The sequence below is a fragment of the Nostoc sp. UHCC 0251 genome, assembly GCF_034932245.1.
In the GTDB taxonomy this organism is placed as follows: Bacteria; Cyanobacteriota; Cyanobacteriia; order Cyanobacteriales; family Nostocaceae; genus Nostoc.
This window is the reverse complement of sequence record NZ_JAYGHD010000007.1, coordinates 21,022-34,563: the sequence shown is the minus strand read 5'-3', so window position 1 is coordinate 34,563 and position 13,542 is coordinate 21,022. Positions and strand designations below refer to the sequence as shown.

General features: G+C 42.0%; 15 protein-coding genes. 7 read left to right on the top strand and 8 right to left on the bottom strand.

All coding sequences use genetic code 11. The features are described from left to right. The first annotated feature begins 549 nt into the window (after window positions 1-549). The 3 genes from trpS (at window position 550) to VB740_RS02030 (ending at window position 3,776) form a co-directional block, all read left to right on the top strand. A complete protein-coding gene (gene trpS, locus VB740_RS02040) occupies window positions 550-1,560 on the top strand; it encodes a tryptophan--tRNA ligase (protein WP_323198424.1) in 1,011 nt (336 codons plus the stop codon). 58 nt (window positions 1,561-1,618) lie between these two features. Next, window positions 1,619-2,539, top strand: coding sequence for a methylenetetrahydrofolate reductase (locus VB740_RS02035; RefSeq protein ID WP_323198423.1), 921 nt, complete (start codon window positions 1,619-1,621; stop codon window positions 2,537-2,539). A gap of 244 nt (window positions 2,540-2,783) precedes the next feature. Next, window positions 2,784-3,776, top strand: coding sequence for a cyclase family protein (locus tag VB740_RS02030; RefSeq protein ID WP_323198422.1), 993 nt, complete (start codon window positions 2,784-2,786; stop codon window positions 3,774-3,776). A 191-nt stretch (window positions 3,777-3,967) separates the two neighbouring features. On the opposite strand, the gene VB740_RS02025 is transcribed toward VB740_RS02030, so the two are convergent. The 3 genes from VB740_RS02025 to VB740_RS02015 all read right to left on the bottom strand — a co-directional run bounded on the left by VB740_RS02025 (window position 3,968) and on the right by VB740_RS02015 (window position 6,041). After that, the gene (locus VB740_RS02025) at window positions 3,968-4,213 is read right to left on the bottom strand and encodes a hypothetical protein (protein ID WP_100902703.1); all 246 of its coding nucleotides are present in this window, start codon (window positions 4,211-4,213) and stop codon (window positions 3,968-3,970) included. Between the two features lie 269 nt (window positions 4,214-4,482). Then, complete coding sequence (locus tag VB740_RS02020; protein WP_323198421.1) at window positions 4,483-5,037, bottom strand: phosphate-starvation-inducible PsiE family protein; 555 nt, start codon at window positions 5,035-5,037, stop codon at window positions 4,483-4,485. A gap of 83 nt (window positions 5,038-5,120) precedes the next feature. Continuing rightward, a complete protein-coding gene (locus VB740_RS02015; RefSeq protein ID WP_323198420.1) occupies window positions 5,121-6,041 on the bottom strand; it encodes a tetratricopeptide repeat protein in 921 nt (306 codons plus the stop codon). Window positions 6,042-6,305: 264 nt separating this feature from the next. Here VB740_RS02015 and VB740_RS02010 point away from each other — a divergent pair, with 264 nt between their 5' ends. Then, window positions 6,306-8,354, top strand: a complete 2,049-nt coding sequence (locus tag VB740_RS02010; RefSeq protein ID WP_323198419.1) for an elongation factor G — start codon at window positions 6,306-6,308, stop codon at window positions 8,352-8,354. 103 nt (window positions 8,355-8,457) lie between these two features. Here VB740_RS02010 and VB740_RS02005 read toward each other — a convergent pair whose 3' ends face one another. Genes VB740_RS02005 through VB740_RS01995 form a run of 3 tightly spaced genes read right to left on the bottom strand, consistent with a single transcriptional unit; the run spans window position 8,458 to window position 9,151 of the window. Then, on the bottom strand, window positions 8,458-8,673 hold the full coding sequence (locus tag VB740_RS02005; RefSeq protein WP_323198418.1) for a hypothetical protein: 216 nt from the start codon (window positions 8,671-8,673) through the stop codon (window positions 8,458-8,460). A 36-nt stretch (window positions 8,674-8,709) separates the two neighbouring features. Further along, a complete protein-coding gene (locus VB740_RS02000; protein ID WP_323198417.1) occupies window positions 8,710-8,904 on the bottom strand; it encodes a hypothetical protein in 195 nt (64 codons plus the stop codon). After that, on the bottom strand, window positions 8,894-9,151 hold the full coding sequence (locus VB740_RS01995; protein WP_323198416.1) for a hypothetical protein: 258 nt from the start codon (window positions 9,149-9,151) through the stop codon (window positions 8,894-8,896). The genes VB740_RS02000 and VB740_RS01995 overlap by 11 nt, the downstream gene beginning before the upstream one ends. Before the next feature lie 242 nt (window positions 9,152-9,393). Here VB740_RS01995 and VB740_RS01990 point away from each other — a divergent pair, with 242 nt between their 5' ends. Further along, the gene (locus VB740_RS01990) at window positions 9,394-10,269 is read left to right on the top strand and encodes a prohibitin family protein (protein ID WP_323198415.1); all 876 of its coding nucleotides are present in this window, start codon (window positions 9,394-9,396) and stop codon (window positions 10,267-10,269) included. A gap of 289 nt (window positions 10,270-10,558) precedes the next feature. Here the strand turns inward: VB740_RS01990 and VB740_RS01985 are convergent, their stop codons facing one another. After that, window positions 10,559-10,957, bottom strand: a complete 399-nt coding sequence (locus VB740_RS01985) for a hypothetical protein (RefSeq protein ID WP_323198414.1) — start codon at window positions 10,955-10,957, stop codon at window positions 10,559-10,561. 260 nt (window positions 10,958-11,217) lie between these two features. On the opposite strand from VB740_RS01985, the gene VB740_RS01980 reads away from it, so the two are divergent. Both VB740_RS01980 and VB740_RS01975 read left to right on the top strand, forming a co-directional pair. Then, on the top strand, window positions 11,218-11,841 hold the full coding sequence (locus tag VB740_RS01980) for a Uma2 family endonuclease (protein ID WP_323198413.1): 624 nt from the start codon (window positions 11,218-11,220) through the stop codon (window positions 11,839-11,841). Window positions 11,842-11,981: 140 nt separating this feature from the next. Next, window positions 11,982-12,374, top strand: coding sequence for a nuclease A inhibitor family protein (locus tag VB740_RS01975; protein WP_323198412.1), 393 nt, complete (start codon window positions 11,982-11,984; stop codon window positions 12,372-12,374). A gap of 81 nt (window positions 12,375-12,455) precedes the next feature. Here the strand turns inward: VB740_RS01975 and VB740_RS01970 are convergent, their stop codons facing one another. Further along, complete coding sequence (locus VB740_RS01970) at window positions 12,456-13,295, bottom strand: DNA/RNA non-specific endonuclease (protein ID WP_416289022.1); 840 nt, start codon at window positions 13,293-13,295, stop codon at window positions 12,456-12,458. Window positions 13,296-13,542 lie beyond the last annotated feature (247 nt).

The following is a 13,542-nucleotide window of genomic DNA, read 5'->3' as shown; positions in this document are numbered from 1 at the left end:
GTTTGCGATAGGACTTATATTTGATTACGTGAAAAAACTCAGTACACTTTCTTGAAAAGTTCTTTGGGGGGATACTCCCTCCGGCAGGCTTTCCGCTTTATTCCTTTTTACCTGTTCCCCATTCCCTGCGCTGCACTGAGCTTGTCGTAAAGCCTTCGGCATAGCTACGCTTAGGGCGCAGCCTCTCGTAGAGAAGTGTTCGCTGTGCCCTGCCTCAACAAGTGGTTCAGGAATCAAAGACGCTCGATAGCGCAGCGTAAAGCCTGCGGCATGGCTTCGCTTAGAGCGACGCAGGAGCGTCTGACTCGCTACCGCTTCGCTATCGGATTCCTATATCATCTTGGTAACACTGCTCACCCAGATATTGCACAAAGATAAGTTTGATTCTTACTGTTACTAAAGCCACCGTGAGAATAAACTCCAATATTTCAACAGCAAGTTGACCTGGAAAATGTCAAAATTAAATGAGTTTTGCGTAGGCGGAAAGCAATTTGTCGCCAGACATCGCTACTTTACTAGCGCGGATTTGAGATAACTAAGTTGAAATTTATGGGCAAGCAACGTGTTCTTTCTGGAGTTCAACCAACCGGCAATTACCATCTAGGTAACTATTTGGGAGCCATTCGCAACTGGGTAGAAGGTCAGAGCGAATACGAAAATTACCTCTTTGTGGCTGATTTGCACGCGATTACAGTGCCACATGACCCAAGACAGTTAGCGGCAGATACCTACACTCTTGCTGCTCTCTACCTAGCTTGTGGTCTTGATTTAAATCACTCCACTATCTTTGTCCAATCTCACGTTTCGGCCCACAGTGAACTCACCTGGTTGCTCAACTGCATTACACCTTTAAACTGGCTGCAAGACATGATCCAGTTCAAGGAAAAGGCTGTTAAACAGGGAGAAAATGTCAGTGCAGGTTTATTGGATTACCCTGTGCTAATGGCCGCTGATATTTTGCTTTACCAAGCTGATAAAGTGCCAGTGGGTGAAGATCAAAAGCAACATTTGGAATTGACACGGGATATTGCAGCTCGGTTAAATCACCAATTTGGTAAACCAGATCAACCAGTCCTGAAGTTACCAGACCCTTTGATTCGTAAGGAAGGGGCAAGGGTGATGAGTTTGGCGGACGGTACACGCAAAATGTCGAAGTCTGATCCTTCGGAGTTAAGCCGAATCAGTTTGCTAGATTCAGCAGAACAGATTCAATACAAGATTAAGCGTTGTAAAACCGATCCCATTCGTGGGCTGACTTTCGATGATCCGGCGCGTCCAGAGTGTAATAATTTGTTAACGCTGTATACATTGCTTTCTGGTAAAACGAAGGAAGATGTAGCAGTTGAGTGCCAGGATATGGGTTGGGGGCAATTCAAGCCATTGTTGACAGACACAATTATTGAGTCTCTCAAACCAATCCAAGAAAAATATCACTCGATAACAGCGGACAAAAGCTATTTAGAGTCTGTGTTGCGGGATGGAGGGGAAAAAGCTAGAGCGATCGCAAATCAAACTTTATCACAAGTAAAAGCTGCTTTAGGCTACTCTCTGCCTCTATAATTTGTCCCTTTTCGGTGTGATTTGCTATACCATTTAAGAAATTGAAATTCTTAATTTTATGCATCACACCCATAGCCACACAGCTTTTCGCAGAGCTGTACAAGCAGGCGAATTTTTAGTTACCGCTGAGGTAGCACCGCCGAAAGGGGGAGATCCAGCGCACATGATTCAAATGGCGGCGACTCTTAAGGGAAGGGTTCATGCTGTCAATGTTACTGATGGTAGCCGCGCAGTATTACGGATGTCTTCGTTAATGGCGTCGGTGATTTTGTCACAAAACGGTATAGAGCCAATTTGTCAAATTGCTTGCCGCGATCGCAACCGCATTGGTTTACAAGCTGATCTGATGGGCGCTCATGCTTTGGGCATACATAACATTTTAGCTTTGACTGGCGACCCAGTAAAAGCAGGTGATCATCCAGATGCCAAAGCAGTGTTTGACTTAGAAGCGGTGCGACTGCTGCAACTAATTCGGAAGATGAATCAAGGCGTTGATTACAATGAGAAACCCTTGACCGATGGAGCACTAGATTTATTTGTTGGTGCAGCAGTAGATCCACAATGTAAGAGTTGGTCGGGTTTGCAAAGTCGATTTGAACGCAAAATCGAAGCCGGAGCGCAGTTTTTTCAAAGTCAGTTGATTACCGATTTTGAGCGGCTAGAAAAGTTTATGGACACCATTGCCGCTGGCTATAAAAAACCGATTTTGGCAGGAGTTTTTCTATTGAAATCGGCAAAAAATGCCCAGTTCATTAATAGATGTGTTCCGGGTGTAAATATTCCCCAACATATTATTGATAGATTGGCAAAAGCCAAAGATCCTTTTGAGGAAGGGATGAAAATTGCCGCAGAGCAAGTGCAAATAGCGCGGCAATTGTGTCAAGGTGTCCATATGATGGCGGTGAAACGAGAAGATGCGATCGCGCCAATTTTAGATTTGGCTGGGATTGCTCCACTTAATCAGTTGGTAGCCAAGTAAAGAAGATAACGAATCTTTTATTAAAGCAGGTGGGAACAACCATCTGCTTTTTTATGGTGAAACAGATGTAAGCTGTTAAGCATTCAATTTGCATTTTGAGATCGCAGGGAGCAGGGAGCAAGGGAGAGAGTTTGCAGCTTTTGTTACCATGAAAATGATGCAACTTAAATGGCGATTAGCTTATCTACACTATAGAACCCAAAACAGCTATAGGATAAACAATATAGCAATAATAAAGAACACAATGATAATACTGCCCCAATATAACTATTCGCATTTGAAGCAGGAAATAGATAGATTTTTGCGTCAACCATTGCAAAAAACTTTCTGGGGAATTATTTGTTTACTAGTTCTGTTTGGTGTTGGTTTGGTGTCTGTAAACGCGGTACAGCCATTACGTAAGCCTCCCCTGTGGCAAGTTTATCAGCAGTCGCTCAAGTCAGCCAAATATGTTGACTTGACTCATGCGATCGCTCCAGCAATTCCTGTATGGTCAGGTTTTGGTTCATCAAAGTTTGCGCCTGCCATCAATCCAAAAACGGGTGAGCCATACACTTACCAAAAGGATGGGTTTGAAGCAACTCATTACGATTTATCCACCGATCAGCTAGGAACCCAACTAGATCCACCTGCTCACTGGAATCCTGACTATCCAGCTATTGATGAATTGCCAGCGACATTTGCTGTTCGTCCTCTAGTAATAATTCCGATTCAGGATAAAGTTGCCAAAGACTCCAATTACCACCTGAGTGTCAAAGATATTCAAGATTGGGAACGCAAATATGGCAGAATTCCCCAAGGCTCAGTTGTGTTTGTTCGCTCTGACTGGTCCAAAGGATGGCCAAACCCCGAACTAGCTACAAGAACTAAGTTTCCTGGAGTCAAGCTAGAAGCTTTGCAGTTTCTGCACCTTGAGCGCCAAATTCTTTTTCACGGACACGAACCCCTTGATACAGATAGCACCCCAACACTGGAGGGAGAAGCTTGGCTGTTGAAAAATGGATATACCCAAGCAGAGGGTGTTGCAAATCTAGATCAAGTGCCAGAAACAGGCGCGTTGATCTCTATTGGGTATCCCAAATTCAAAGGTGGTTTAGGAGGTTATGCACGTTACATTGCTATCTGTCCGCCAGATTGGAAATACGGCGTTTCAGTAGGTCAAATGCCGGAGTCTCCCTTACAAAAAGCAGATAAACCCCTACACTGGGATACAAAATTGGGTGTACGGGTACGCTGAGATGAAGCAATTGAGTTATTGATTCCTCTCTACAATACCCTGAACATAAACGCGCTCTTTTAAACTTGCTCTTTATTAGTTTTTATTAGTAGATAAAATGCGTTTGCCTTGGCGTCTAATGTAATCAGCAAGTGCGATCGCCTCTTTTATGTTTATCACTAAACCAGAAGCGATCGCACTTAAAATCTGGGTTACATCTTACCGTGTTGCAGCACTTGTTGTAGATGTTGGCGAATCTCTTGTGCGTGTTCAATATCAGATTGCCGCAATTTTTGGAACAACTCTACACAAGGCTGTGAACCTACTTGTTCTGCATCTTTGATGTAGGTATCGTAAGCTTTAACGGCTTCAGCTTTGTTGTGCAACACGGTGACAAAATCATACTCCAGGTTGCTAATTGGTTCTTGAGACTGTCCGTTACCTGTATTTGTAGTCATTTCTTGACCCTCTTTTAGAATTTCTAATTAACTTATACTCACCCTAAAAGAGGGATTCATCTTCCAAAAAGAGTATATTTCAATACGTCGGAAGTACCTTGCAAAAGTAAGTTATACCATTTTAAATTTTAGATTTTAGATTTTAGATGCATCAAACTTCCTGATATAGCCTCAAGCAAAGGAGCGCAGAGTAGGAAAATATTTTTTCCCTACTCGCAAGTACAGACGCGATTAATCGCGTCTTTCCCACTCCCCATTGTCATAACAATTTATCCAAGCGGTTGATTTTCATCACATTGACGTGAATACTGTAATTCCAACTCATTTTGCCGTTCCCTACCTCCTCTATACACAACCGGGCAAAACTTGGTGTTAGCGCTCATGCAATCCATGTGTGGTGTTTTCGCACAAACCACGAGTAGTCCACCCAGAACAAATAACAAACCACAAATTGCCAGCGTATTAACCCAATGCATTTCTAGCGCTCCGTGAACTACTACTTCTCGCAGTAGAGATACAATTGTTACCTCAACTGCTACTCCCACAGAGATACTATGTTCTTGCAAGTAAACCATTAATAGTCGGAATAACTCGACTAAAATCAACACAAATAGGATTTTTGCAGTCACCTGTTTATAATCCAGTGGCTGCATGAGGGCAATAGCTATCCCCCACAATTGGATCAGCATAACGGCGAACAAACCCAAACACAAAACGATCACAATTAAGTCTTGAAAGGCTTCCATGTTGCGAACAATTGAGTGCCGATCAAGCCAGCGATCGCTAAATAAAAATCGACTTTTCTGGCGCTTTTGCATGTACATTTTATTCCAATTGGGACAAGTTCAGACAACACCAGCGAGTCAACCCAATAGTTTTATGTTATGCAATATTAAGTTTTTGCGCCTCAGCGAGGTTGGTAATTTAAATTTTGTGCTTGTTGCAACAATTGTTCGGCATTTTTCGCCCACTGGGGATTCCCCTGAGCATTGTATAAATCTCTAGCAAATTGCAATACTTGTACTGCATCTGCATATTGCTGTAACTGCATAAAAACTAACCCTGCACCATAATAAGCATTGGGATAGTTAGAGTTAGCTTCGGCTGATTTTCTAAAAGCCTCTAATGCCTCTTGTGATTTGCGTTGCTGAAACCAAATGGAGCCGAGATTGTAGTAAGCTTCGGGATACTTCGGATTAATTTTTATTGCCTGATTAAAGGCATTTCTAGCTTGATCGAGTTTACCTTGCTGGAGATAACACATCCCCATATGATAAGGAGGCTCTGGTGCATTTTTGCTATATTCTATAGCTTTTTTAAAAGATGCGATCGCTCGTTCGCAATCTCGTTGCTGTTCTTGTACTAATCCCAAGTTATAATGGGCAAATCCGAGTTTGGGATCAAGTTCTAACGAGCGTTGCAAGTAGTCGTTGGCTAACTGTAAATTATTCCCTTCTAACAATGCACCACCTAAATTAGCAAAAGCTGGAGCAAATTTGGGATCGGCTTGCGTCGCTCGATAAAATGCATCCGCAGAGGGTTGTAATTGTCCCGTTTGTCGGAATGCTAGTCCTAAATTATAATGCGCTGGTGCTAATGCCGGATCTAACTGGGTTGCTTGTTTAAAGGCTGCGATCGCATCTTGTACCTTTCCCGCCTGAATTGCTTGTAAGCCTTGGTTCAACCAGTCTATGGCAGTTTTAGCATTAGATTGTGCCAGCTTTGAGGCGACAGGAACAGATAGAGAAACAGAGGGAAAGGAAATGCTAACAAGCAGCATCAAACTTACTAACCCGGCTATGCGATATTTAAAGAATGATTTTCCCATTGATTTTCTGACCTGCAACACTTTCAGTTAAATTTACTTTATAAAAACTTTTTTACAAAAATTTTTATTTTGCCATAAAACCCTGTTTTTGTTAAGTTTTATTAAGCCAAATCTTACGACAGGCTACAATTTTTTTAAATTTAGATTAAAAGGAGCATAATAACAAATTAAAGAAGGGGTAATTTTGACTCCAGAGAACCATTTTTTATCCCTGATATATACAGAATCGTGCGGTTAGGAAAGACTTACCGCAAGGGAGGTTTTATGAACGAAAAAGTAAAATCGGGTTCGCGGAATGTTGCAATTGTCGGGCCTTATTTAAGTGGAAAAACCACTTTACTAGAAAGCTTGTTATTTGTCACAGGGGCAATTTCTCGCAAAGGGAGTGTTAAGGACAGCAATACAGTGGGAGATAGTTCTGCTGAGTCGCGCGATCGCCACATGAGTGTAGAAGTCAGCGCCGCTAGCACTGAGTATAACGGCATTCGCTTCACCTTTATTGATTGTCCGGGAAGCGTAGAATTTGCCCAAGAAACGTACAATGCTTTAATGGGAGTGGATGCGGCAATTGTAGTTTGCGAACCCATACGCGATCGCGTCCTCACCCTCGCCCCTCTATTTAAATTCCTCGACGATTGGGAAATTCCCCACCTCGTCTTCGTCAACAAAATGGATCGGGCAAATATTCACGTTTTGGAAACGTTACACGCTCTGAAAGCAGTATCTAGCCGTCCCCTGGTAGCGCATCAATATCCCATCATGAACGGGGAACAACTCACCGGCTTTATCGATATGGTGAGTGAACAGGCATATCAATATCATCCAGGCGCACCGGCTGACCCTATTCCCTTCCCCGAAAGTTTAAAAGAAGAAGAACATATAGCACGGGCAGAAATGCTCGAAGCCCTAGCAAATTTTGACGATCATTTACTCGAAGAACTTTTAGAAGACATTGAGCCACCCCAAGAGGAAATCCTCAAAGATTTAAAAATGGAATTAGGGGCAGATTTGGTAGTGCCCGTTTTCTTTGGTGTAGCAGAACAAGATTATGGTGTTAGACCTCTATTAGAAGCCTTGTTACGGGAAGCCCCCGAACCAGAGGCCACAGCAGAACGTCGTTTAAAAAACATAAAAGGTGATACACCTCTAGCGCAGGTATTAAAAACTTACTATACTCCCCAAGGTGGCAAGCTTTCTCTGGTGCGTGTTTGGCGGGGCAAATTAACTGATGGCATTCTCCTCAATGGCATTCGCACTGGTGGAATTTACCGCCTCATGGGACAACAACAGCAGTCAGTTAACCAAGTTAGTGCTGGTGAAATTGTTGCATTGAGCCGTTTAGAAGGAATCAAGACAGGCGATACAATCTCCACAGAACAGCAATCGGCAATAAAATTACCCAAAGCTGTAGAGTTGGAACCAGTTTATGCCCTCGCCATTACACCAGAAAAGCGCAACGATGAAGTTAAACTTAGCAGTGCCATCACCAAGTTATTAGAAGAAGACTGCTCACTTGCTTGGGAACAACATGGCGATACTCACGAAGTTATCTTGTGGGGTCAAGGCGAGATTCATTTACAAGTTGCCCTAGACAGACTGCGCCGCAAATATAACTTGCCGATGACAACCCACTTGCCGCAAGTGCCTTACAAAGAAACTATCCGCAAAACGGTGGCTTCAGTTCATGGACGCTACAAGCACCAAAGCGGTGGTCACGGGCAGTTTGGTGATGTTTTTCTCGACATCAAACCCCTACCACGTGGTACAGGTTTCAACTTTAATGAAACCATTGTCGGCGGCGTGGTTCCTAAACAGTACATTCCTGGGGTGGAAATGGGCGTGCGGGAATTTCTGACACATGGGCCTTTGGGCTTCCCATTGGTGGATTTGGCGGTAACTCTGACTAATGGTTCATACCACAACGTTGATAGTTCCGAACAAGCCTTTAAACAAGCTGCCCGATTGGCAATGCAAACGGGAATACCCCAAGCGGAACCTACCCTGTTAGAACCAATTCTGCGGGTGGAAGTGACCACACCTAGCGAATTTACCTCCAAAGTTCTGCAACTGTTGAGTGGTAGGCGGGGGCAAATTTTAGGCTACGAGGGCAGAAATGATTGGCAAGGCTGGGATAATGTCTCAGCATACTTGCCACAAGCAGAGATGCAAAATTTTATTGTAGAGCTGCGATCGCTCACTCTCGGCGTTGGTTCTTTCCACTGGGAATATGACCATCTCCAGGAAGTGCCCGAAAAGCTAGCTGAACGTGTCATTCAAAGTAATGGCAACAGTGGTAACGGCAACGGCAAGTAATTTTGAATTTTGAATAAATTGTAGAGTAGGGTAGGCAATACCCGCCGTAGGCATCGCTCCAAGGCTAAGATTCCCGACTTCTTTTACAAGTCGGGAATCTTTTTCAATCTATAAAAGGATTCGTAAACCGCACGCCCTCAACCGTCGCACCTGATGCGAAGTCCTCAGTATAAACTTCTTCAATTTGGTTGAGTCGCGCCGTTGCCCAAATTTGCGCGTCCCAAAACCCGAAGTGATGGGTTTCCACGCCGCGAATTGCTTCTAAAGAGATGAGCCGTGTAATATCAACGACATGGCAAGCAGCTAAATAGTTACGCATTCGCACCAGCGCCTCAGCAGGAGTTAAAAGCGATGTCTACGACGGGCTACGCCTACGCCGAGTCCGGGTTGTGGCCATAAAAAACTCTCCCAACACTTGGGTACTAATTACGGCCCTCCCAGAACGAATCAATTGGTCAGTAAGTGCAATCGCGCGTTCTTGTTTTGCGGTATCCAGTGGATCGTAGATGTAAACGAGAATGTTGGTATCAAGTAAAATTCTACCGTTCATAGAGGTCTTCACGCTGCCAGTCCCGACCTCCAAGTTGAGCAGGTCGAGTTTTGATTTGATCAATAAATTTTCTTTCGGCTTCCCACATTGCAAGATTGGTTTGGGGTGCAGTTATTTCACCAAGATGAAGGTCAATAGCTTGGCGAATAATCTCTGCTTCACTTACACCGGCTTGTTGGGCGATCGCTTTTAGCAGATGTTCTTGATGCGGTTCAATATAAATCTGCTTACGAATTTTACTCGACACAATTTAAATTTTATATGATGTATACATTACATTGTACATTACTTGCTAGTAGCGTAGGCTTTGCCCGCCGTAGCGATCGCTCCAAGCCTGAGATTCCCAACTTCTCTCAGAAGTCGGGAATCTTTATTTAATCTGTAAAAAGATTCATAACTGCTAACTTGCGTGAAATGGTATTAGTTTCATAAAGGAGTTTGGGAATTATGTGATTAAGTATATTCCTCTTAACTACACAGAAAAAACTCATGGGTTTTATAGTCTCTCTTCTAACTAGCCTAATTACAATTCTCGTTTATCTTAATACAAGTAGGATATCCGGTGAAAAGTCACGTTTAGCAATACGTGGAATTATGATATTGATTGGCAGTATTGCAGTACTTAATTCTTTTTCTAGGCTTTTGGTGATTGTCCCACCTGGTAATGTCGGTGTCGTCAATTTCTTTGGTGAGGTTTCCGAAACTACTCTAAATCCTGGTGTCCACTTGCTTAACCCCTTTAGCAAGGTGCTGAATTTTTCTACTCGCATTAAGGATATAAAAGAAAATGTAGATGCAACATCCCAAGAAGGTTTGAGCCTAAATCTTGATGTCAGTCTTCAGTACAAGCTCGATCCGCAAAAGGCAGCTACAGTATATAAAACAATTGGAACTGATGAAACACAACTTGTGATTTCCAGATTCCGCTCTACCGTCCGCGCCATCACGGCAAATTACCCAGCCAATGCTATTTACTCTACCAAACGCCAAGAAATCGCCCAAAAAATTGACCAACAACTCACACAAGATATACCAGCTTTGGGTTTCATTGTTGAGGAAGCTCTTTTAAGAAACATCAAAATGCCTGATACTCTACAAGCTGCAATTCAAAACAAACTCAAGACAGAGCAAGAAAATCAGCAGATGAAATTTGTTTTAGATAAAGAGCGTCAAGAGGCACAACGAAAGCTTATTGAAGCGCGAGGTATAGCTGATTCCCAAAAAATCCTCTCAGGTGGACTTAGTAACCAAGTGCTACAATTACGAGCGATTGAAGCCACAGAAAAGCTAGCTCAATCTAATAATTCTAAGCTTGTAATTATTGGTTCTGAAAAAAGCGCAGCGCCTATTATGATCCAGCCATAAACAGGAACCTCAAAGCCTTAAAATTTTTTGATCTGGTAAATGGCTTGACATAATGCTAATTGTATGAATTATACACTATGTACTATTTGCTAGTAAGGTGCGTAGGCTTTGCCCGCCGTAGGAATCGCTCCGGCATTGCTTCCTTCCACTACTAATACGACCATCTCCAAGAAGTGCCGGAAAAGCTTGCCGAACGGGTCATTCACAGCAATCGTAATGGTGGTAACGGCAAGTAATTTTAGATTTATTTAAACTCAAAGCCCTGCACTTAAATATGCAAGGCTTTTTGTTAATGAATATTTAATACGTTTTGGACGTGCTTTTGAAATGCTAATCCTTCTTTACTCCAACGCTCTTGGAATGCTTGTATATTTTCCAATTTTATTGATTTTCCATTTGGGGGGAAGGTAATAGTGCAGTCAAATACTTCGTCATTTTTTGGAGGATGCTCCCAATTATCTGTCATCCAAACCACCTGGACAAGACGATAAATGTTAAATTGATCTCCAGTATTTGTGTCACGATAAAGTTGATTGTTCAGCATTTTAACAATGTGTGTTACTTTGCCATATTGTCTTAAAATCATTAGTTCGCCTTCTTGTGGGGCTTTGGCACTTATTTCGTCTTGATGTTCTGAGTTTTTCCAACTTAAAGTAAAAATCCTTAAATCTGGATATATGGTAAGCATATTTTGATAAGCCCAGCCGTCACTCGCTGAAGGCCTAATATTTTTAGTCCAAATTCATCCATTTAAATCCATAACTATTTCTCAATCTTGTTCTAATAGAAAAGCTACAGTTATAGGTTTCCCTAAAATCTCGCTAAAATAGCAAAACTTTGTTTTTGTACGTATCATAAAGAAAAAGTTTGACAGTTTAAGATTATTTCTTGCTACGATATTTGCATATTGACTTTTACAATCTAAACCTGAAATTTCAATGGTAAGTAATGGTAACACTTCAATTGCAACAATTAAGTGTTCCGCCGGGACATAGAGTAATACTGCACGATGTAAGCTGGCAAGAATTTGAGGCAATTTTAGAAGAACTTGGCGACCATCGCGCCACTCGATTGGCTTATAGCCACGGAACTTTGGAGATGAGAATGCCATTACCAAAGCATGAGAAAGCCAAAGTCATCATTGGGGATTTGGTGAAAATTCTGTTGGAAGAGTTAGAGATTGACTGTGAAACATTTGGTTCAACCACTTTCAAACGTGAAGATATGGCTTTTGGTGTAGAGCCTGATGACTCTTTCTACATTCAAAATCATGCTCAAATGATTGGTAAAGAGCGAATAGACTTGAAGATTGACCCGCCACCTGATTTAGTAATTGAAGTTGATGTGACTTCCAAAACTCAACTTGATGCTTATGAAGCATTAGGAGTCCCTGAACTGTGGCGATATGAAAATGGCAAGCTACAAATTAATATTCTTCAAGATGGCAAATATATTGAGTCTGAAATTAGTTCTACTTTTCCCAACTTGCCCATTGTTGAAATAATTCCCCGGTTTGTCGAACAGAGCCGAACTTTAGGTAGAAGTCCAACACTTAGAGCCTTTCGTCAATAGGTAAGAAAGCAAATCACCCAAACTTAATGTAATTCTTACTTCATCCGCGCTCAATCTTCTACCCAATGGTCGAGTTGTCCCATTCCCACCTTGCTATTGGCTGAATGATACAGTATGAGCGTTGCTAGAAACTGATGACTATGAGCGGCGAGATTGTCGAAAAACTTAAGGAAGCTAGTACTGGCTTGTTAATGATGAGCGAATCAGATTACCCTTTCGAGGTTGTTCAGTGGGAAGGTGCTGCACCTGCAACACAGGAGAAAATATTACAGCTAACAGGTTCTCAAGACCTGCCGGTAGAAATAGTAGACTTGGACTATCTCTTTCGTAATTGTGCATTTGAGCAAGAGTGGCACAATGAATTACAAAAAAAAGATGTTAAAAAATTTCAAGCACTTATCCAAACACTTAAAGGTAATCTTAGTGACATCAGCGTTTATCGTGTTGGACAAATAAATATTGACGCTTACATCATAGGACAAACTAAAGATGGTGACTTAGCTGGAGTAGCAACAAAACTGGTTGAAACCTAGTAAGCAGGTTTGGAAATTTATCTAAATAAAAGCCTAGCCGTATAGATGGCTAGGCTTTCTCATTTTTGAAATCATCTAAACTTATAAATTATCGACTTGCGCTTCTATTACAGACTGAATAGATGTTGAGACTTCTGAGAGAAAATTGTATCCAGTTAGGGATTCTAATGAGTCAACGCTAACCCGATAACTTCTCCAATTCGCTGTTCGTACCCCTTGCATGTTGGGAATATTGACAGCAATGACTCTCGTGCTGGTTGTCAGACCAGTAAGACCTAAACCTGGAGTATCGAGTACAGCAATAATTTTCCAAGTTCTATTAGGGACTTGAACCCGTCCATTAGCTATTGTATAGAACCTTCCGTTAGATCCGGTACCGCCCATTCCATATCCACCAGATATGATATAGAGTTCTTTACCCTGTCTTACTAAAGTTCTGGCATATTCCTCTAAGTCTGCCCAAATTCCCTGATTGTTATCTGGGGCTTGAGCAATCATATTACTCATCAAAAAGGTGGCAGAATTATTAGTAGTACTACTAGTTCTGTCACCACTAGGTGTCATGTGACCACGATCAAAGCCACTTCCACTAAAATCGGTAGATTGAACTGGATAGCACCCAAGAGGAAGTGTTGCATCAGGACGAAAATTATCTTGCCTTCGTGTACTACCTAACCAACTACTATTCAACTGCCAGGACACCCAATTTGCTCTACCTATTGAGCAGTTGTAACTAATTACATATTGTGGCTTTACCAGCAGGTAGTTATTTAGGCTGGAAGTTCCAGCATTGCTGGGGTTGCCAAGGGTTAGGTGAACACTTACTAATGACTGGGCTGGTACGATCTTGGCCAACCCAATCATCAACAAAACTACCACCACAAATGGCAGCAGAAACTTGAAAATCTTAATTTTTTTCACGTTTTTGTACTCTTGATTGCAAAAACAGTGTCCGAGTTCTTCACTTCAATATCAAGCATTCAGTGATACAAAAATAAAGATTTTTGTAATGGTAAATATGTAGTGACACAATAACTAGAAATCTTTATTTGGCAAGAGTTAACAATCAACAAATCACTACTTTACCACTACCTTGGTGACGAGCGATGCCTACGGTAGGCTACGCCTACGCTCAAAATTTCGCATCCCTATACCAAGATTTATACAT

What these genes read in the sequence shown, in the direction of transcription:
- VB740_RS02005 (WP_323198418.1), bottom strand. Translation starts at nt 8,673, where the DNA reads ATGCGTAACTATTTAGCTGCTTGCCATGTCGTTGATATTACACGGCTC.
- VB740_RS02020 (WP_323198421.1), bottom strand. Translation starts at nt 5,037, where the DNA reads ATGTACATGCAAAAGCGCCAGAAAAGTCGATTTTTATTTAGCGATCGC.
- VB740_RS02035 (WP_323198423.1), top strand. Translation starts at nt 1,619, where the DNA reads ATGCATCACACCCATAGCCACACAGCTTTTCGCAGAGCTGTACAAGCA.
- VB740_RS01975 (WP_323198412.1), top strand. Translation starts at nt 11,982, where the DNA reads ATGAGCGGCGAGATTGTCGAAAAACTTAAGGAAGCTAGTACTGGCTTG.
- VB740_RS01990 (WP_323198415.1), top strand. Translation starts at nt 9,394, where the DNA reads ATGGGTTTTATAGTCTCTCTTCTAACTAGCCTAATTACAATTCTCGTT.
- trpS (WP_323198424.1), top strand. Translation starts at nt 550, where the DNA reads ATGGGCAAGCAACGTGTTCTTTCTGGAGTTCAACCAACCGGCAATTAC.
- VB740_RS02025 (WP_100902703.1), bottom strand. Translation starts at nt 4,213, where the DNA reads ATGACTACAAATACAGGTAACGGACAGTCTCAAGAACCAATTAGCAAC.
- VB740_RS01980 (WP_323198413.1), top strand. Translation starts at nt 11,218, where the DNA reads ATGGTAACACTTCAATTGCAACAATTAAGTGTTCCGCCGGGACATAGA.
- VB740_RS02015 (WP_323198420.1), bottom strand. Translation starts at nt 6,041, where the DNA reads ATGGGAAAATCATTCTTTAAATATCGCATAGCCGGGTTAGTAAGTTTG.
- VB740_RS02000 (WP_323198417.1), bottom strand. Translation starts at nt 8,904, where the DNA reads ATGAACGGTAGAATTTTACTTGATACCAACATTCTCGTTTACATCTAC.
- VB740_RS02010 (WP_323198419.1), top strand. Translation starts at nt 6,306, where the DNA reads ATGAACGAAAAAGTAAAATCGGGTTCGCGGAATGTTGCAATTGTCGGG.
- VB740_RS02030 (WP_323198422.1), top strand. Translation starts at nt 2,784, where the DNA reads ATGATAATACTGCCCCAATATAACTATTCGCATTTGAAGCAGGAAATA.
- VB740_RS01985 (WP_323198414.1), bottom strand. Translation starts at nt 10,957, where the DNA reads ATGCTTACCATATATCCAGATTTAAGGATTTTTACTTTAAGTTGGAAA.